19 protein-coding genes and 1 tRNA gene are annotated in these 17,676 nt (G+C 56.2%); 16 read left to right on the forward strand and 4 right to left on the reverse strand.

All coding sequences use genetic code 11. From position 1 onward, the window contains the following. The first annotated feature begins 17 nt into the window (after positions 1-17). Entirely contained in the window at positions 18-1,724 is a 1,707-nt protein-coding gene (locus H2515_RS12965; RefSeq protein ID WP_198660325.1) for a hypothetical protein, read from the forward strand. 104 nt (positions 1,725-1,828) lie between these two features. On the opposite strand, the gene H2515_RS12970 is transcribed toward H2515_RS12965, so the two are convergent. After that, a complete protein-coding gene (locus H2515_RS12970) occupies positions 1,829-2,398 on the reverse strand; it encodes a hypothetical protein (RefSeq protein ID WP_041648445.1) in 570 nt (189 codons plus the stop codon). A gap of 160 nt (positions 2,399-2,558) precedes the next feature. On the opposite strand from H2515_RS12970, the gene glgA reads away from it, so the two are divergent. From glgA to fdxA, 9 genes are all read left to right on the forward strand, one after another. Next, positions 2,559-4,022 carry a glycogen synthase GlgA gene (gene glgA / locus H2515_RS12975; protein ID WP_014028054.1) on the forward strand — a complete coding sequence of 488 codons (1,464 nt, stop codon included), beginning with the start codon at positions 2,559-2,561 and terminating at the stop codon, positions 4,020-4,022. Between the two features lie 88 nt (positions 4,023-4,110). Then, positions 4,111-5,499: an MBL fold metallo-hydrolase gene (locus H2515_RS12980; protein ID WP_198660326.1), complete on the forward strand. Its 1,389-nt coding sequence runs from the start codon at positions 4,111-4,113 to the stop codon at positions 5,497-5,499. An 83-nt stretch (positions 5,500-5,582) separates the two neighbouring features. Continuing rightward, entirely contained in the window at positions 5,583-5,999 is a 417-nt protein-coding gene (locus H2515_RS12985; RefSeq protein WP_035191920.1) for a hypothetical protein, read from the forward strand. Between the two features lie 115 nt (positions 6,000-6,114). Next, positions 6,115-6,750: an endonuclease III gene (gene nth, locus H2515_RS12990; RefSeq protein WP_269802070.1), complete on the forward strand. Its 636-nt coding sequence runs from the start codon at positions 6,115-6,117 to the stop codon at positions 6,748-6,750. Next, entirely contained in the window at positions 6,729-7,871 is a 1,143-nt protein-coding gene (locus H2515_RS12995; protein WP_198660327.1) for an FIST C-terminal domain-containing protein, read from the forward strand. Before nth ends, H2515_RS12995 begins: the two co-directional genes overlap by 22 nt. 55 nt (positions 7,872-7,926) lie before the next feature. Next, entirely contained in the window at positions 7,927-8,211 is a 285-nt protein-coding gene (locus H2515_RS13000) for a DUF2249 domain-containing protein (RefSeq protein ID WP_035191922.1), read from the forward strand. Continuing rightward, positions 8,208-8,723 (forward strand): hemerythrin domain-containing protein, encoded by a 516-nt coding sequence (locus H2515_RS13005; RefSeq protein ID WP_035191923.1) that lies wholly within the window; start codon positions 8,208-8,210, stop codon positions 8,721-8,723. Before H2515_RS13000 ends, H2515_RS13005 begins: the two co-directional genes overlap by 4 nt. Before the next feature lies 1 nt (position 8,724). Further along, positions 8,725-9,234 (forward strand): hypothetical protein, encoded by a 510-nt coding sequence (locus tag H2515_RS13010; RefSeq protein WP_065413154.1) that lies wholly within the window; start codon positions 8,725-8,727, stop codon positions 9,232-9,234. Further along, a complete protein-coding gene (fdxA, locus tag H2515_RS16630; protein WP_065413155.1) occupies positions 9,231-9,851 on the forward strand; it encodes a ferredoxin FdxA in 621 nt (206 codons plus the stop codon). Before H2515_RS13010 ends, fdxA begins: the two co-directional genes overlap by 4 nt. Before the next feature lie 74 nt (positions 9,852-9,925). Here fdxA and H2515_RS13020 read toward each other — a convergent pair whose 3' ends face one another. Then, entirely contained in the window at positions 9,926-10,954 is a 1,029-nt protein-coding gene (locus H2515_RS13020; protein ID WP_198660328.1) for an FAD-binding oxidoreductase, read from the reverse strand. Positions 10,955-11,012: 58 nt separating this feature from the next. Beyond that, a complete protein-coding gene (gene hcp / locus H2515_RS13025; RefSeq protein ID WP_198660329.1) occupies positions 11,013-12,683 on the reverse strand; it encodes a hydroxylamine reductase in 1,671 nt (556 codons plus the stop codon). 318 nt (positions 12,684-13,001) lie between these two features. Here hcp and H2515_RS13030 point away from each other — a divergent pair, with 318 nt between their 5' ends. Further along, positions 13,002-13,358 carry a DsrE/DsrF/TusD sulfur relay family protein gene (locus H2515_RS13030; protein ID WP_198660330.1) on the forward strand — a complete coding sequence of 119 codons (357 nt, stop codon included), beginning with the start codon at positions 13,002-13,004 and terminating at the stop codon, positions 13,356-13,358. 109 nt (positions 13,359-13,467) lie between these two features. Here the strand turns inward: H2515_RS13030 and H2515_RS13035 are convergent. Further along, positions 13,468-13,551: transfer RNA gene (locus H2515_RS13035), tRNA-Arg, on the reverse strand. A 499-nt stretch (positions 13,552-14,050) separates the two neighbouring features. Between H2515_RS13035 and H2515_RS13040 the strand changes: the two genes are divergently transcribed. The 5 genes from H2515_RS13040 (at position 14,051) to H2515_RS13060 (ending at position 17,294) form a co-directional block, all read left to right on the forward strand. Beyond that, positions 14,051-14,725, forward strand: coding sequence for a hypothetical protein (locus H2515_RS13040; protein ID WP_198660331.1), 675 nt, complete (start codon positions 14,051-14,053; stop codon positions 14,723-14,725). Then, positions 14,722-15,315 carry a hypothetical protein gene (locus H2515_RS13045; protein WP_198660332.1) on the forward strand — a complete coding sequence of 198 codons (594 nt, stop codon included), beginning with the start codon at positions 14,722-14,724 and terminating at the stop codon, positions 15,313-15,315. The genes H2515_RS13040 and H2515_RS13045 overlap by 4 nt, the downstream gene beginning before the upstream one ends. Before the next feature lie 274 nt (positions 15,316-15,589). After that, entirely contained in the window at positions 15,590-16,483 is an 894-nt protein-coding gene (locus H2515_RS13050) for a replication initiation protein (protein WP_198660333.1), read from the forward strand. 174 nt (positions 16,484-16,657) lie between these two features. Then, positions 16,658-17,083, forward strand: a complete 426-nt coding sequence (locus H2515_RS13055; RefSeq protein ID WP_232821392.1) for a hypothetical protein — start codon at positions 16,658-16,660, stop codon at positions 17,081-17,083. Between the two features lie 40 nt (positions 17,084-17,123). Beyond that, positions 17,124-17,294, forward strand: coding sequence for a hypothetical protein (locus tag H2515_RS13060; protein ID WP_232821393.1), 171 nt, complete (start codon positions 17,124-17,126; stop codon positions 17,292-17,294). Positions 17,295-17,676: the final 382 nt, after the last annotated feature.

Here is a 17,676-nt window from a genome sequence, read left to right on the forward strand (position 1 = left end):
CGGGAGATCAGCGCATCATGGCCAACGCGAATGCAGTATCGTCAGCAGCAGTAAGCACCCTCAATGAACGTCAGTGGGAAGGACTTGGTAAAGTCGGTGACGCCGCCCTGCAGGTACAGAACCTGCTGCAGATGCTGCGCGACATCCTCAACGAATTGCCGCGGGCCATCGATACCGACAAGCTCATGGAGACCATGAAGCCGTATCTGGAACAACTACAGCGCGTTTCGGAGTCGCTGCAAGCCTTTATTCAGGGCAACTCCGGTGAGGAGCCACTGGATCGCCTGCGCAACGTGCTGAACGACGTCCAGAATGCGGAACTCGACAAGACCCTGAAGGAAGTCCTGCAACTACTTGGCAACCTGCAGCGCGCCGGTTTCTTCAGCTCCCTCGCCGCCCTCAGTGCTGAACTCAAATGCCCCATCATCGGCGAAAATCCGGAAGATATGGTGCAGAAAATTCATGGCGCCACCGCAAGCATACAATACTGGATGGATAGCGCCAGGCAGGGTATCGGCGTCGTCGGCAACATGGTCGGCCAGCTCGACCTGCCGGATCGCCTCGACGAAATCCAGGAAATGGCCGACCAGTGGATTCAGATGGCCAAGCGGGCCCAGCGCCTCATTCAGGGTGACGCCCCCAACCTGCAGGCGCGTCTGAGCGGCATGCTCGACATGGCGGAAATCCTCGGCGGACAGATGAACATCGCCATCGGCACCCTGCGCGATACCATACCGGAGGTGCTGGAAGGCGCGGAGATGAGCAGCACGCTCGCCACTATTGGTGCCGGTGGTAGCCGTTGGATGCACATCGCGCTGCGGGTTAAGACTCTGGCACGGGGCAACGCTGAAGATCTCGCGCAGCGGGTAGAAGGCTTGCTGGACCAGGTGGAACACCTCGTCGGCTATGCCGCCAGCGCGGGCTTCTTCATCCAGGCGGGTAAAGATGGCGTGGGCGCGGTCCGCAACATCCTCAGCGACATAGACCTGCCGGAAAAGCTGGACGACCTCGCGGAAGAAGCCGAAAAGTGGCTGAAAATCGCAATGCGTGCCAAGGCGCTGGCGCAGGGTAGCTCTGACAGCCTGGCTGATCGTGTTGGTAGCCTGCTGGGCATGGCGGAAGCCGCCGGCGACTCACTGCAGGCGGCTGCCAAGGCGCTTGCGGACAAAGGCATCCACCTGGAAAAACTGATCATACCGCGCGACGACCTCAGCATTGCCTTCGGCACTGCTGCGGACATGGTCGGCGAATTCTGGCATGACGGTACTATCCGCCACATCGGCAGCACCATTAGCCAGGGTGCCTTGGCCTGGCTGGAAATCGCGCAGATCGGTGCCAAGGCTGTACAGGGCGACGCGGAAAGCATCAACGCACGGATCAAGGAAATTGTTCAGGGCCTGCATGATGCTCACCTAGTGGACATGCTGCCCGACGTCTTCGCGCTGGTGGGTAGCCTGCAGAAGGCTGGCCTGATCGGCAAGCTGAACATGATCATGACGCAAATCGTCCCCATGATCCCCTCCGACGAAGTCTTCGCCAGCGGCGTGAACAAGACGATGAAGGCGCTGGAGCAGACCAGGACCGAGATGAAAGACGAGAGCAACAAGGGTGGCGGGATCTTCGGTTTGATTAAGATATTCTTCGCCCAGGACACCCAGTTCGTGCTGAAATTCGCCATGCGCTTCGCCGCTACCTTCCTGAAGGCGCTGAAGCAGCAGGCCTGATTTTTCAGTCCCCCGCAAAAAAGCCCCGGACCTCGCCGGTTCGGGGCTTTTTTGCGGCCAGTGAACGCTGGCCAGACCAGACGCGCGGGGCAGAAATACGGGTACTAAGCCGCGTGCCTGGCCCACCACACCTTTGCCTTCCCCGCTGCTGCCTTAGCCGCTGCCGGATCGCTCAGCCAGGCCTTCGCCAGGTCGACAATCTCCGCATTATCCTGCGCCCATACTGCAGCGCCAGCGGCTAACAAGCCCTGACGTACCGCGTTATCCGGCATTTTCGGACCGAGGATGAGGGGACAACCATCCGCGATGGCTTTGGCGAGATCCACGGCACCGCCTGCCAGAGTGCCACCCGGCACACAAAAATCCACGCAGCCGTAGAAAGCATCGCGCAGTTCCGCCGTTTCCACAAAATAGACGCGGGTTTTGAGGGGCACCAAGCTGGTGAGCAAACGACTATGACGGATGGTCTGCAGATGGTATTTCAGCGCCTCCCGATAAACGGGTTCGTAGCGTTCTTCCCGATCCGGCGCCAGCACCATAATGCCCATTTTCACCCGCATCAGCGCGAGAAAAATGGCGTAAGCTTCAGCATCTTCGCCTTCATGCAAATTGGGGAAATATACCACGCAGCGCTGCCGGTCCCGAAACTCCTTAAAACGCTCGCACCATTCCATGCATGTCACTCCTGAACCGCATTGTGGGATTTTCCAACCGCCGATGATAGGCGACACTGGCGCATCATTCAAAATTTGCTCAGCGCAGGCGCTCGTGAAGCACGCGCCGCTTTTGTGTTATATTAACAACAACACTCAAACAAAGAAGAACACACGCCCTATGTTACGAACACTTTTTGTATTCTCGGAGATGGTACCCTACTCCAAAACGGGTGGCCTCGCGGATGTCGGCGGGGCTTTGCCCCTGGCGTTAAGGCAACTGGGCGTCGATGTTCGCGTTTTGGTGCCTTACTATGGGCGCCCGGCCATGAGTGATATGCGTTGGTGTTGTGCCGTCAACGTGCCCTATACGGGTGAAACGGCCGAGCTGTGGTCGCTGGCGGAGCGACCACAGGTGCTTTTCCTCCGTTATCCTGCCTATTATGAGCGTGACGGCGGTCCTTACCAGGATACTCAAGGCGAAGACTGGCCAGACAATGACCGACGCTTTGCCCTGCTCAACCGGGTAGCTGTCGAAATCGCCCAAGGACGTGTAGCAGGGCTTCATTGGTGTCCAGACATCGTCCATGCCAATGACTGGCAAACCGGACTGATACCCTACCTACTCGATCTCGAGGCACGGATCGGCGCAGCGCGACCCGCCGTCCTTTTCACCATTCATAATCTGGCCTATCAGGGTTGCTTCGCGCCCGCCGCTATGGCGCCTCTGCACTTGCCCGCAGCGGATTTTCACTGGCTCGGGACAGAACTCTACGGGGCCTTTTCCTTCATGAAAGCAGGTCTGGCTTATAGCGACCAGCTCACCACCGTCAGCCCCACCTATGCCGAGGAGATTCAGACGAGCACCTTCGGTATGGGACTGGATGGGCTGCTCCAAACCCGATCTGGGCATTTGTCGGGCATTCTCAATGGTATTGATGCTATCCACTGGAATCCCGGCGCGGACCCTTATCTGCCCGCACATTATTCGCTACAAGATCGACTCGGCAAGACGCAGTGTAAAGCGCAACTGCAGAGCAGTCTCGGCCTCTACCCCGATCCCGAGGTATTCCTCCTCGGCATGATCAGCCGCCTGGTGGAGCAGAAGGGGACGGATATGGTACTGGATATTCTCCCTGATCTGTTACGCCACGGCATGCAGGTGGTGGTATTAGGCAGTGGCGATAAATCTTTTGAGCGGCAACTGCTGGAGATGGCCGCAGCGCATCCGACCCAGATGGCAGCGCGCATCGCCTTTGACGAAGGGCTATCCCATCGCATCGAAGCAGGCGCAGATGCCTTTCTCATGCCCTCCCGCTTCGAGCCCTGTGGCCTGAACCAGATGTACAGCCTGCGCTACGGCACCTTGCCCATCGTTCACCGCACGGGCGGACTGGCCGACACGGTCACCGATGCCGACGATTTCCGCCATCCACTACAACGCAACGGATTTGTTTTTGACCGCCCGCACAGCGATGCCCTGCGTGATACTGTGCTGCGCGCGGAAGCGCTGTTCCGTCAGCCAGCGCTATGGTCACAACTGCAAGATCAGGCCATGGCGGGCGACTATAGCTGGCAGCAATCGGCACGTGCTTATCTCCAACTTTATCACGCGGTGCTGGCGCGGCGCGCGGACGGTCACTAACCTCCTCCGCTAGCCGCTGATCCGCTATACTTGGGATTGGAAAGCGCAGCAGATCCGGGAAACAAGCGAAACCCAGGGGGAGAAGCATATGGAAATGCAATTTTATGGCGCCGCCGGGGGGGTCACCGGGTCCTGTCATTTGCTGAGCGTTGGCGATAAAAAGTTGCTCATCGACTGCGGCATGTTTCAGGGCGGACACGACCTGGAAGAAGAAAATCGCACCGAATTCGGCTTTGACGCCAAAGATATCGACTATCTGCTGCTGACCCATGCCCATCTCGATCACTGTGGGCGCATTCCTTTACTGGTGAAACGTGGCTTTCGCGGCGAGATCATCACCACGGCAGCCACCCGTGAGCTGGCGCGACTGGTGCTCATGGATGCAGCAGGCCTTGCGGCAGAAGAGGCGCGACGCTCCAACCGACGTCACCAGCGTCAGGGTGGAACAGAATCCGCGCCCATTTATGACCTCACCGACGTCCTCGATACTATGGATCGCTTTGGACGCACCGCGGATTATGCGCAGAAAATAGCGGTCTGCCCCGGCGTCAGTGTGACCTTCGGAGACGCCGGTCATATTCTCGGTTCCGCCTGGATACTGGTAGAAGCCAGTGAAGCGGGCAAGCAGCAGCGCATCGTCTACTCCGGTGATCTGGGCAATCGCGGTAAGCCCATCATCAACCCACCCACCCCCGCACCACAGGCGGATGTCATCGTCATGGAAAGCACCTACGGCGACCGCCTGCACAAAGCCATCAGGCCCTCGGTGGACGAGCTGCGCGATGCCATCCTCGATACCCTGAAACGCGGCGGCAATGCCATCATCCCCACCTTTGCCCTGGAGCGCGCCCAGGATTTACTGTATTACCTGCGCGAGATGATGCGCAATAATCAGCTCCCCGCCAACCTGCCGGTCTTTCTCGATTCGCCCATGGCCATTTCCGCCACGGAGATTTTTCGTCGTCACCCGGAGTGCTTCAACCCCGATACCCGTGCAGGTCTGCAACAGGGCGCCGACCCCTTCGCCCTGCGCAACCTCCACTTCACCCGCGAAACCAACGAATCCATGGGCATCAACCTGATCAAGGGCGGCGCCCTGATTATGGCCGGATCGGGCATGGCGACTGGCGGCCGGGTCACCCATCATCTCAAACACAACATCTGGCGCGCAGACTGCAGCGTTATCTTTGTCGGCTACGCCGCCCAGGGGACGCTGGCGCGGCGCATCATCGACGGCGCCAAAACCGTGCGGATATTTGGTGAGGAGATTCACGTCGCCGCCAAAATTTATACCATCGGCGGCTTCTCGGCCCATGCCGACCATGACGAACTCCTCGCTTGGTACGGCGATCAAAAACCGACGCGCACCATTCTCGTCCATGGCGAGGATAATGGCCGGGAAGGCATCGCCAAGGTGCTGCGGGCGCGGGGCTTGCTGGTAGATTGCCCGGTCATTGGAGATCATTATCCCCTATAAAAAAGCTTTTGCGTTGCGCTGCAACCATAAACGGCTACAATGCCTCAAAGGCTTTTACACCCACATGCAGGAGGAGTCGTATAATGTCAGGTCACTTTCCTTTTTCTGGCAAGGCCAACCGCGTTTCGGTCTTCGCCTTTTTTGAGGCTCACGACTGGAGCCTTGAAGCGCAAGAGAAATATTTTGAAGAGTGGTACCGGTGGACGAAAGACTACGTCATGAATGATGCCGATCTGAAAGCCGCCAAAGGCGTACTCTTCAGCAGCGACCATTTTGGCACCCATGCTGACCATGATTTCCATCTGCACGGCTACGCGGTTGCCACGCGCATGCTGGACCTCGGCGAAACCATCAAGGGGAGCATCCTGCCCAAGCTGGACCACGACATGCTCCACGCCCTGGAACACGACCATGAAGAATGGATCGCCGCCGCCAATGCCGTCGCGGCAAACCATCCCCGACCGGAAGCGCCGGAGATTGGTCGTTATCGTCACGTCTGAATCTGCGGTAACGGTGTCGGGTCAGGTCACAGACCCGAGCTCCGGCACCGCATGCAGCATATCTCCCGGCACCATCCTCTGCTTCCGTGGGTAGCACATCATAGATCCAGATCAAATTCATCGCTGCTTTGCGGCATTGCGTGCCGCCATTCCCAACCCCAAAACAGAGCTGAACTACGGCTCCCCTTTTCAGCTTCTGGTCGCCGTAGTGCTCTCCGCGCAAAGTACAGACAAGGTCGTCAACACCTGTACTCAGACACTCTTTGCAACAGCACCCACTCCAGACGCCATGGTAGCGCTCGGTGAGGACGGCATTAAGGCCCATATCCGTCGTCTGGGGCTGTTTAACGCCAAAGCCCGTCATGTGCATGCCCTGGCCCAACAACTGCTGGCCTTGCATGGCGGTGCGGTGCCCGCAGATCGGGAGGCCCTGGAAGCGCTCCCCGGTGTCGGGCGGAAAACCGCCAATGTCGTCCTCAACACCCATTTTGGGCAACCCACCATTGCGGTAGATACCCATATCTTCCGGGTCGGCAACCGGATAGGTATTGCTCCCGGCAAAACCCCTCTGGCTGTCGAACAGGCCTTGCTCGCTGCAGTACCCGCCGAATATGTGCAGGATGCACATCATCTCCTGATCCTCCATGGTCGCTATACCTGCATGGCCAAGCGGCCGCGCTGTGGCCACTGTCGGCTTTTCCAGTGTTGCGAATGGCCGGACAAAAATCAGTGGGAAGCAAAGTCATCCTAGCCAGCACCGGCTTCGCCATGGGTGCCCGGCATCCTGAGCGACTGCTGGCGCAGGCGGTCGAAGAGGCCCACCACAAGCTACACGGGCAGACCATTACCGCCGCCCTCTTTCTATTCAGCCCTCCGCTGTCCCCTGTGCATCCATCCATGTTGCAGGCACAGATGCGGCAGTTGGCGTGCCTGCAGATCGCAGTAGCGACTTTCCCCGGCGTTTTCACCGACGCCGGTCAGGCACTGGGGGATCCCGCTTGCGCCGTGCTGCTGCTCGCCTCACCCCTGGGGCTCAGCCGCAGCAGTCAGGAGCCGGGCATGCCACGTCTGCGCTGGGCGCGTCCGGATCAGACGACGCCGCACTGGCTTGGCCAGTCCGCCGGTTTCGGCAGCGTGAGCAGTCGTACCGGGTGCTTCTGGCTGCATGCCAGCGCCCGACGCGAACCTGTAGAACTGTGTTTTCGGGGAATATCTGCGCAGCACTCTGCCTGGTCGGCAGGGCTGCGGCCCTTGAGCGCAATACTTCCGGTTACCCGTCAGGAAGGCAACCTGCTGTTGCAACTGGAGCGTTATCTGGCCTTACCCATGCTGGCCCAGAACATCCCCTTCAGTATCCGCCAGGAGGCTCGCCTGCCCCTGGAGCGTTTACTCATCGGCGAAGTCAGGATGGACACCCATCCAGATACGCCACCCGACCTGCTGCATATCCGGGCTACCGATATCAATCGTAGCGGGCTCTGGCTGGAGCGGGCTCTGGAGGAGGGATCCCGTGCGTTTCTTACCCTCCGCGACCCACCTTCTGCGGAACGTGACACCCGCATGGTCTTAGAGGCCCTGGCGACGAATGCGCCGTCTCCGGCCTTCGCCTGGATTTCCAGTTCTATCGGGCGGGATGTTGCCTTCTTTGGCGGCGAAGACCGTGATTTGGCCCTCTGGCGGGAGCGTTTTCCACAACTCCCCACGCTAGGCGCCTATGGCATGGGCGAACTCCTGCCCACTCAGGAACACAGTCACCTGTTACGGTATAGTAAAGTCTATACGGTGTTTTCCGCCTGGAACGGGGTCAATCAGCAAGAATCTGAGGAACAAAGCAATGCTTTTAATGAGCCCTTGACGCAGATCAAGGAATAACTGACTGAGATGAACAACCATGGGCTGTCGTATTCACGATTCGAGGATATCTCCCATGAAAGAACAGCTACATCATCAGCACTTACGCAGCGATGCCGTCTATCCCTTCGACGCGCGCGGTATCGCCAAACGCTTTCGGCATGCCGCCATCTTCGGGGCACTGGATGCGCTTTCGGCAGGCGAAACGATGCTTTTTGTTAACGACCATGATCCGTTGCCCCTTTTGGAACAACTCCGCACCCGCTACGGCGATAAAGTCGCCATTGCCTACGAAGTCCGTGATCCGCACGAAATCCGGATACGTTTTACCGTGAATACGGCAGGTGGAGATCCGTCATGAACCTCCTGGGGGAACCCGCCCCCACCTTCGATGACCCGATTGGCCTGCTGCGTGCCTGCCATGAGCGCATCCTCGGGCACTGCCTGACTTTGGAGCGGCTCGCCGAACACCTCACCCAGTGCGGGGCGGATAATGAGGCGCGCCATGCCGCCACCCGGATACGCCGTTATTTTCTGCTGGCCGCCCCGCAGCATCACGCCGATGAAGAGGAAGATCTTTTCCCTTGGCTTTTACAGCAGCCGGAGTTTCCGGCCGTTCTGCGTACCTCGGTGAAAAATCTGGCGGCGCAGCATCGTCAGCTGGAGGAACAGTGGCAACGGCTGGATCAAGACCTGGCTGTGGTGGAAGCGGGACGTATGCACGCTCTCGGGCTGGAGCCTTTTATCGGCATGAATCGCGCCCATGTGACCATGGAGAATGAAGAAATATTCCCCATCGCCGAAGGCATGCTGGATACGGGAAAGCGGGCGAGCATAGGCGCGACCATGGCGCGGCGACGTCAGGCACAATAAAATGGCTACGTCCTGCCGGGCGCGCTGGGCGCTGTTCGTGTTGTTGGGTTCGGTACTGACGGTTACCTTGCAATTAATCTCCGGTTTCTTGCTCGCCATGGGAGATACCTCGATTTATGCATTTCATATCGCCGATGGCCTGACTGCAGCAGGCTTTCTCGCGGGGGAATGGGTTTGGTTGCTGAGCAGTACGCCGGGGCGGCAGACGGCTGCGCGCATTTTTCTGCTCTCCGTGGAATCTCGGCATCAACTGCATCGGCAGTTACACCGGGAGGCTGGGGCGTCCAAATCACTTCGTGATGGCCTTGATGCCCCGGTGGAAGGCCTTTTCCTCATTTTTGCCAGCATCACTGCGTGTATCGGCATCCTGTTATGGCAGAATCATGGCGGATTCCTCCCCTGGCATCGCACCATCGCGGAGATTCTGCTGTTTTTATGGCTACTGCACCTCGTGTTCAGCATTCATGATCATTGGCCGCGGCGGGTACGCCGCACAGAGGAGCAAGCATGACGCATGTAGTGACGGAATCCTGCATTCTCTGCAAGTACACCGACTGTGTGACGGTGTGTCCAGTAGATTGTTTCCATGAGGGCCCCAATTTTTTAGTCATAGATCCTCTGGAGTGTATTGATTGTACCTTGTGTGTGGCCGAGTGCCCGGTCGATGCAATTTACCAGGACGCGGACCTGCCGAATGGCATGGAAGAGTATCCGGAACTCAATACACAGCTCGCTAAAACATGGCCTGTGATCATTCAGAAAAAACCGGCACTGGCAGACGCCGAAGCGTGGGGCAAGGTGCGGGATAAGCGCATTTATCTGGATACCGGCGAGCATTCTGCTGAGACATCTTTGCCAGAGCCAACCGCACCCTTGGAAGAATACAAACGCACACCCGAGTTCGATAGGGAGCATATACCCGCCGGTTTATTGCACGATCATCACACCAAGGCTGGGGTTTGGGGACGCATCGTGGTCCTAGAGGGTCGGCTGCGTTACTGCCTGGATGACGGCAGCGGACGTAACTGGTCATTAAGCCCCGAGCGTCCCGCCTGGATACCACCTGATGTACCCCACCATGTGGAGGCGACAGATATGGTAAGGTTTTATGTAAGTTTTTGGCGCTAGGAAATCTCCATGGAGCAAAAACATTTCGCTGCGGACAATCACGTCACCTGGAATTCCGAGGCATAGACACTGCACTATGCAGACAAAAACCGTTCGAACTGCAAACAGGAGTCCGGCAACCCTTGGCCCAGAGCTAATTCCGTTACGCCCTGGACCAGTCGCGTTGATCCGCAAACATACAGGTCCGGTAAGACCGCTAGGCTACCCAGGTCATCGCGCAAGGCATCCATTACGCTGCCCCGATAATCCGCCCATTGATTGCCAGGACGTGAAAGGCATATCTTAACCTGCAATTGGGGAAGTTTATCCTGAATCTCGCGGATTTCCTCCTGACAGAAGAGTTCGTCTTCATATCTCGCGCCGAAGTACAGACGCGCAGGAAGCATTTCTCCCCAATCTGCCATGCGTCGCAGCATCGACAGTAACGGCACGAGACCTGTCCCGCCACCAACGAACCAACGTGGCCGCAGACCGTTTTCTCTCAGGGTAAAGGTTCCAAGTGGTCCACGTAGGTTCAGGCGGTCGCCCACCAAGGCGGATTCCAGATAGGTAGAGAAGGCACCACCTGGCCGCAGCGTGATGAAAAATTCCAGGTCGCCATTCCAGTTGGTGTTGTTGGCTAAAGAATAGGCGCGACGCGCATCGCTGCCAGGAACCTGGATTTCCATAAATTGCCCTGCTTCGAATTCCGCAGCTCCCCCTTGCGCATCGGGTTGCAGGCGTAACAACAGTCGTCGCGTACCCGTAGCCACCATAGTGACTTCTATCACTTCGGCCTCGCGCTCCGGAATGCGCTCAAAGCGGATGTAGTTGTAGTCATAAGGCGCCTCCAGAATCAGATCCGCTCGCGGATAGGTACGGCACAGAAGTACATCGCCTCGTGCCTGCGCATTTTCTGGCAGGGCTTCCATACTCACTTCCCCCAGGCGATAAGCACCTGCGGTGACAGTGGCCACGCAGGCTCCGCAAGTTCCCTTCCGGCATTGGGAAGGAAGCAGGATACTTTCCCGGTCCGCAGCGGAGAGTAAATCTTCCGCCTCAGAACAGGCGAAGGACACCCGTTGCCTATCACGGGTATGGATAGTGATATCGTAATTGGTCATGATGTGCTCATCCTTATGCTGCTTCGTCCGTTGCAGAACGAAGCAGCGATCCATTGTGTTATGCCGTATGCGTCAGGGCCGCCTGCAAATCCGCTTGCGCCTCGCCAATAAGATCGAGATCAAGATCGAAACGTGATTGGAGCTTCTGCACCAAAGTTGGTGTGAGATAGGCAGGTAGGGTTGGCCCCAGCTTGATCCCCTTGATACCCAAAGCCAGCAGGGAAAGGTGAATGGCTGTAGCTTTTTGTTCAAACCAGGAGAGCATGATCGACAACGGCAGGTCATTGACCCCACAATTGAACGCCTCGGCCAGGGCACCCGCTACCCGGATGGCGGAGTGGGCATCATTGCATTGGCCTATATCCAGCAGGCGGGGGATGCCGCCAATATCTCCGAACTCATGCCTATTGAATCGATACTTACCGCAACCCAAGGTCATTACTACCGAGTCGGCGGGGGCATTGTCCGCCACCTCCGTGAAGTAGTTGCGCGCCGGAGAAACACCATCGCATCCACCGACGAGGAAGAAGTGGCGAATGTCTCCGGATTTTACCGCATCTACGATTTTGCCAGCCACACCCAAGAGGGTGTGATGTCCAAAACCGATGGTGATCCGTTGATCTTCCGCATCGGCGGCAAATCCCGGCAAGGCCTTGGCAGCCTGGATAACGGGGGTGAAATCCCCATTGTCAATATGACGGACACCCGGCCACCCCACTGGGCCAAGGGTAAAAATGCGATTCTTATAACTTCTGCCTGGTTCGATGATACAGTTGGAAGTCATGACGATGGGCCCAGGGAAATCTGCAAATTCGCGCTGTTGCTCCTGCCATGCGCCCCCTAGATTCCCTGCCAGATGAGGGTATGCCTTGAGCGTGGGATAGGCGTTGGCTGGCAACATCTCTCCATGGGTGTAAACATGTATTCCCTGATCCTTGGTCTGCTCCAGGATTTGCTTCAGATCATGGAGATCGTGACCGCTGACCAGGATGGCCTTCCCTTTGATCGGGGAGATGCGCACAGAGGTAATTTCCTGCGCTCCAAAGGTCTCGGTGTTGGCAACGTCAAGCAACTCCATCACCTTCAGGTTCAAACGACCAACTGCCAATGATTCTTCCAACATTTCATCGAGGTCCGTTGGATTACTTGCCAAGTAATCCAGGATTTCCTCAGCCTGGGCATCGACCTCGTCACTCTGATAACCCAGGACGCGGGCGTGTTGAGCATAAGCGGCTACGCCTTTCATGCCGTAAATGATGAGGGCGCGAGCACCGATCACATCTGATCCGAGATGCTCTACGTTGGCGTTTATGGCGACGCCAGGGGCTTGACGCAGCAGTTGTTCCAGGCTATCGGCGGGTTGAAAGGTGGCTGGACCGGACAGGATTTCGGGAGCCGTGCCCTGTTCTCGCGCCGCTTCCTCGTACAATAATTTGATTCGCTCACGCCTTTTGGTGGCCTCCTGGATCAGGTGGACAAAACGTGTAGCAGTGAAGTTCACGTTGGTTAACGTGGTGAAAAGGCCATAAAAAATGAAGTCGTCCGTCTGTCTGTCGGCAACACCCACCGCCCGCGCCCGGCGCGCATACTGGGCAACGCCCTTAATAAGGTGCGTGAGAATGTCCTGCAGATCGGCTGTGGCCTCATCCTTGCCGCACGTTCCCGGCTCGCTGGTACAGCCTATTCCGGCGGGGGTACGTGTGGTTTGTTCGCATTGATAGCAAAACATAATGGGCGTCTCCTGAAGTTGTGGTGTGCGTCCGTAAATGGTGCCTGTCGCGGTCAGGATAATCCTTGACTTCGATCAAGGATCCAAGACCTATAGTATCTGCGCACTGAGCTACCAGACAGCGGAATGGGCAAGGTGGTCAGGAGACATTCGATCCTTGTTGAGCATACCGCCCTCCAATTGAGTTGCCGCATTTGTTTTATGAATGTTAATATGTGTTAATACTTTTATTTGTGTGTGATACGGACGTGAGTGGATATCCACCGATCAAGGCTGTGGTTTTTACATCCAATGGCCCCGAAAATGAAAGGAAACCACATGAAAGTGCTGATAATTTTCAACCGTGAGCCCTATGACAACACTGACGTGAGTTGGAATGGTTTGCGTCTTGCCGGAAAACTCTTGGAAGCGGGCCAAGAAGTAAGAGTGTTCCTGATGAATGATTCCGTCGACATGGCTCGTGATGTCTGCAAACCGCCAGAAGGATACGACCAGGATTTGTCCAAGATGCTCAAGGAACTCATTGCACAAGGCGCTTTGGTCAAGGTGTGTGGAACGTGTATGACCCGTTGTGGCATCTACAAGAATCATCCCTATTTTGAGGGCGCGGAAAAGTCCACGATGCCAGAATTAGCGGATTGGGTCACCGATAGTGACAGGGTCATTACATTTTAGCGGCTAACAATGCGTTGCACAAAAGCGTCTAAAATTGACCTCAGTAGAGCGTTTAAGCAGGATGGCAACCAAAAAACCCAGGCACGATACCCAGACCTTTAACTTATTATGGTGCGCAGTACTGGAGTCGAACCAGTGACCTTCGGCTTCGGAGGCCGAAACCGCCCATTTTTAATCCTTTCCGCATCAACGCGTTACAAAAATAACTTAAGAAGTTGCAATGTGTTACGCCATATTTCATGCATCGCCATTCCCTGATATTCCCTGCCGTTCCCATTTTCAGTATGGCGCCAGGGTGGCGCCGGTATCAACTACTTAGCTCGCCACCCTGTCACAGTGACGCCCATCAAATCAAACCCCAAGCCCTTAGACTCATTCCATTTGTCAGGACTTATTTTCATGAGCGACCAGCGCTTTTATCAACTCACAGTAAACTTTCAATGGGTTTTGACAGACGCCGTGAATCTGGCTCACGTCCAGCCCATAAATATCGTTAACGTATGTAACGTGGCGTTATGCACTACTATGTTGAATTTATTGAAGAAAGTATTGTTTGCCCTGGGCATGGCATGTATAATTTGAGTTGCCGGGGTAGCTCCCTTGGCGCTTTGTCTCCTCTGTTGGGCGGGGGGTTACCCCGCCCAGACCTAGAAGGCGAAGCGGTCTAAACACAGAAAATATGGAGACACAAAATGGCAGCCTTGACCAAAGAATCCCTTGAACGCCTGCTTCTATCGGGCCGAATTACCCCAAAGCGCACCACAGCCATACGGAGGCCATCTTCTCTTGCCGCCCCTGACGGCAGCAGGGACAGGTACCAGTACCATGAGGACGCTCTGGAAGCGCTTCGCAACGATGCATTGACCCGTGCGCAACTGGATTACTTGCAACGGCAAGCTGCGCTGCGGGCAACTCGCATCTATAAAGAGGTTTCCAAGCTTAATCTGGAAGCTGTGCTCTCACGCTCTCCCAAAAAAGCTTCGGCAGGAAGGCTAGGAAGGCGCGCTGGAGATGGCACCAGGTCATCGGCGAAATCTGGTGACGGCAATGATGATGGCGATAGTGACCCAGACCCGGAGCGCCGCCCGTCCTCCTCTTTCCATCTCTACGATCAAAGCGCGCTGGCCGCTCTTCTTTGCATAAGTAAGCACACTCTTCAAAATCTTTACTCGAAGACACCTCATTTACTCCCGAAAGCGATCAGCATTCCCGGCGCCCGCGGTCCCCGGTGGACCCCAGAATCCGTTCAGGAATGGCTGAATAACCGCCCAAAGCATACCTCTACACCCGCACCGGTCGCGGCGCCCAAGCGCAAAGCAGGCCGCCCAAGAATTGCGTTGACGGCAGTCAAAGGCGGTGCGCAATGAACCGCGCCGCCCAGCACGCCCAGCAGAAGAGGCAGGCAGAAGCCGATACCTGGTTGTCACAACACCAGGGTTGGGATGAGGATATCCCAGACCCTGATTCATTGGCTCAGCCACTTTTTACATGCCCTGAAAACGAAGATGGCAGGGAAAAATACGACACCCGGCGCGCTGTTTCAGAGCCCGGACCGCGGCTCCCGGATCTGCCAAATACTCCCAGAAAACGTAAACGCCGCAATAAAAAAGCGGCCAATATTCAACTGATTCGCGGGGCTTCAGAGCAGGAATGCCTTGAAACGGCGGAATTTAATGCCGCTGTTTCGGAGCGGATAAACAGAAAACGCGATTTTGCCATGCAGCAATATACCGGCAAATACAGGGAAGTATTAAGCCTTCTTTTGTTGGGATTGCCAACAAAAAAAATTGCTGAGAACACTGGAAAAACGACGCGTAGAATCAGACAAATCGTGAATGGCAACGCAAAGCGCGGCACTATTGGACTAAGACAATTCCTTGCGAGTTTATGTGAACCACCCCCCGACGTAGGCCGAACCCCACGGCTAACCGTCGCGGGGGTGGACCATGGCATCTGAGCTTTCAAAAGATTGGGTTTCCATTCTCAAACGCAACAATGCTTTGACACGTGAAAATGTTCGACGTGCCCTGAAGAATTGTGAGGATGAACATCAGCGGTTGGCACTACAAACTGAGCTGGAAAGGCTTAATGCCAATCTGTCCGTAAGGCATCCCAGAAAGGAAAAACTGGCTTCTCAGGCACAGCGGTCGATTACGCAGGATCATGATCACAGGCCTTTCACGGATCACCTGCCATACAAGCCGTGGTGTACGAATGACCTAGGTGCCGGGTTGAGCATCAGACCGGCCCGGACTGCATTGGCGTACCGCTATTTACAGTACAACTCCTGGCATATGGTCTGGACTTTGGCGCAGGACATTGACCGCCAAGTAGACCGTGCTTATTTCGAGAAGCGCCGGGCGCCACTACCTAATCGCGTTGTCCTTAACCCTAAAAATGGCCACGCCCACGCTCTGTATTTCCTCTCGGCGGGAGTTTGCCGTACCAGCGCCGCCAAGCTAAAGCCTTTGAGATACCTCTCGGCCATCGAAGGATCTCTGTGCAGGCAACTGGATGCCGATCCTGGATTTGCCGGGCTCATCACTAAAAATCCTTTGCACGGCAGTTGGGAGACGTGGAATTTGCATGATCACAGGTATTCCCTGGGGGATCTGGCTGCATATTTGGACTTGAGCGCGGCAAATGCCAAGGCATACCGCGCAACGGTGAAAGAGGCTCACGGCTTGGGCAGGAATGTCACCATGTTTGATGATGGCCGAGTTTGGGCCTACCAGGCAATTCGGGAGCATTGGGCACCCAATGGGTTCGATCGCTGGGCAAAAGTTGTCCTGGAGCGTCTAGAGAGCATTAACGGGCAATTCCAGGCCCCGCTGCCATTCTCCGAAGTGAAGGCTACTGCCAAAAGCATCAGCAAGTGGACGTGGACCCATATTACCCCAGGTGGTCTGCAAGAGCTTATCCAGCGCACCCATACGTCAGAATTGCAGGCGGAAAGGGGCAGGCGCAGCGGTGTAGTGCGCCGCGCGGGATCTATCACTGAAGCCGCCCCATGGGAGCAGCAGAATATTAGTCGGAGGACATGGTACAGGCAGCGCTCTGGATTGATCGTCTCAGATGAACAAAAGCCTGTGGCACACGAACCTATATCAGATAACAGCGCTTAGGATGGCCCACCCTGGTCAAGCAGATCCGCGTTATCGACAGGGTGGGCCATCCTGGTCAAGAAAACCTGCCTAGCCCAGAAGGAAATCCATGGTGGTCAGGCCAGAAAAGTTTTTCGTGGACCAGACGAGGGCGAAACGGTGCCGCCCCTCCCATCTAATACATTGAGTGGGCCGTTGAATCCGTACTATACTCTCGGCATGGCTACTCAACTGCATGACAACAGCATCGAATACCTAACCAAGACCGAGCGGCTTATGAAAGCCATCGTTGAATTGGTGGGGCATTCTTGGGCGATAGTTTGGGTGGCAAGAACCTTGGAGCGGAACGCGAAAGCGATCTATGCGAATGCCGTACCTAATAATGCACACCTCGCGGTTCGTTTGGATTATTTGGTGGATTCGGCGCTGTTGAGCCGTAACAAGTTTAGCAGCTCAGGTTTGAGTGCTTTTCTAGCGCGGCGATATCTCCTCAAGGATGCAGTATGGTTGGCGAGGGCAGCATGTGTGCTACGCGGCGAGAACCCTGCATCCATCCCCACGCTGGATCCCTTATGGCGCTCAGCAGCAGGCGCCCTGTCCGATATCTTCAGGGTTGTCTAAGCAACGCCTGAAGGACACTATTGAACTGGAGAACGCAGCCATGCGGCGGCGGCTCATGTGGCCAGTACTTGCGATTTTCACCGTGATCTACGCTGTTTCTTTGGGCTTCGGGATCTACGGTGCATTCCTGCACTGGCCTTGGGAAATCTCCGTCGCCCTCATCAGTAGCGCGCCGACTGTCGCACTCGTGAGCATTCTCACCAGGCGTTAGAGTTTAGGCTGTCCAATGCTGGTAGCGATCAAGAATGCCACACCCCCGCCTGTTAACGGACAAAAAAGTATCATCCTGGATCAGCCGTATCCCATTGATTCTACGTTTTGAACAATTTCCACGTTTCACGAAGTATCATCCTGAGTAGCCCCACCGCCTTTGCCGACCCTGTGATGGTGGACAATAAAGTTTCATCCTGGCGCCTACGGGCATCCCTTGTGCTTGCGTTACACCCAATGACACATAAGCAGCGGAAACGGACCTTCACAGCCGGCATGGGAAGGGCTATTATCGGCCAAGAACAGCCGTTCTGGTGTGAGAGAAGGAGATAGGCGTTGGACCATGTCGCATAATACCAGTTTATGTTAAATCTTGGCGCAAT

Source organism: Acidithiobacillus ferrivorans (genome assembly GCF_016250455.1).
Lineage (GTDB): Bacteria > Pseudomonadota > Gammaproteobacteria > Acidithiobacillales > Acidithiobacillaceae > Acidithiobacillus > Acidithiobacillus ferrivorans.

Excerpts from the sequence above, each read along its gene's own strand:
- hcp (WP_198660329.1), bottom strand. The coding sequence starts at position 12,683 with ATGTTTTGCTATCAATGCGAACAAACCACACGTACCCCCGCCGGAATA.
- H2515_RS13005 (WP_035191923.1), top strand. The coding sequence starts at position 8,208 with ATGAACCTCCTGGGGGAACCCGCCCCCACCTTCGATGACCCGATTGGC.
- H2515_RS13010 (WP_065413154.1), top strand. The coding sequence starts at position 8,725 with ATGGCTACGTCCTGCCGGGCGCGCTGGGCGCTGTTCGTGTTGTTGGGT.
- H2515_RS13040 (WP_198660331.1), top strand. The coding sequence starts at position 14,051 with ATGGCAGCCTTGACCAAAGAATCCCTTGAACGCCTGCTTCTATCGGGC.
- H2515_RS12985 (WP_035191920.1), top strand. The coding sequence starts at position 5,583 with ATGTCAGGTCACTTTCCTTTTTCTGGCAAGGCCAACCGCGTTTCGGTC.
- H2515_RS13045 (WP_198660332.1), top strand. The coding sequence starts at position 14,722 with ATGAACCGCGCCGCCCAGCACGCCCAGCAGAAGAGGCAGGCAGAAGCC.
- H2515_RS13030 (WP_198660330.1), top strand. The coding sequence starts at position 13,002 with ATGAAAGTGCTGATAATTTTCAACCGTGAGCCCTATGACAACACTGAC.
- H2515_RS12980 (WP_198660326.1), top strand. The coding sequence starts at position 4,111 with ATGGAAATGCAATTTTATGGCGCCGCCGGGGGGGTCACCGGGTCCTGT.
- H2515_RS12970 (WP_041648445.1), bottom strand. The coding sequence starts at position 2,398 with ATGGAATGGTGCGAGCGTTTTAAGGAGTTTCGGGACCGGCAGCGCTGC.
- H2515_RS13060 (WP_232821393.1), top strand. The coding sequence starts at position 17,124 with ATGCGGCGGCGGCTCATGTGGCCAGTACTTGCGATTTTCACCGTGATC.
- H2515_RS13000 (WP_035191922.1), top strand. The coding sequence starts at position 7,927 with ATGAAAGAACAGCTACATCATCAGCACTTACGCAGCGATGCCGTCTAT.
- glgA (WP_014028054.1), top strand. The coding sequence starts at position 2,559 with ATGTTACGAACACTTTTTGTATTCTCGGAGATGGTACCCTACTCCAAA.
- H2515_RS13020 (WP_198660328.1), bottom strand. The coding sequence starts at position 10,954 with ATGACCAATTACGATATCACTATCCATACCCGTGATAGGCAACGGGTG.
- fdxA (WP_065413155.1), top strand. The coding sequence starts at position 9,231 with ATGACGCATGTAGTGACGGAATCCTGCATTCTCTGCAAGTACACCGAC.
- H2515_RS12965 (WP_198660325.1), top strand. The coding sequence starts at position 18 with ATGGCCAACGCGAATGCAGTATCGTCAGCAGCAGTAAGCACCCTCAAT.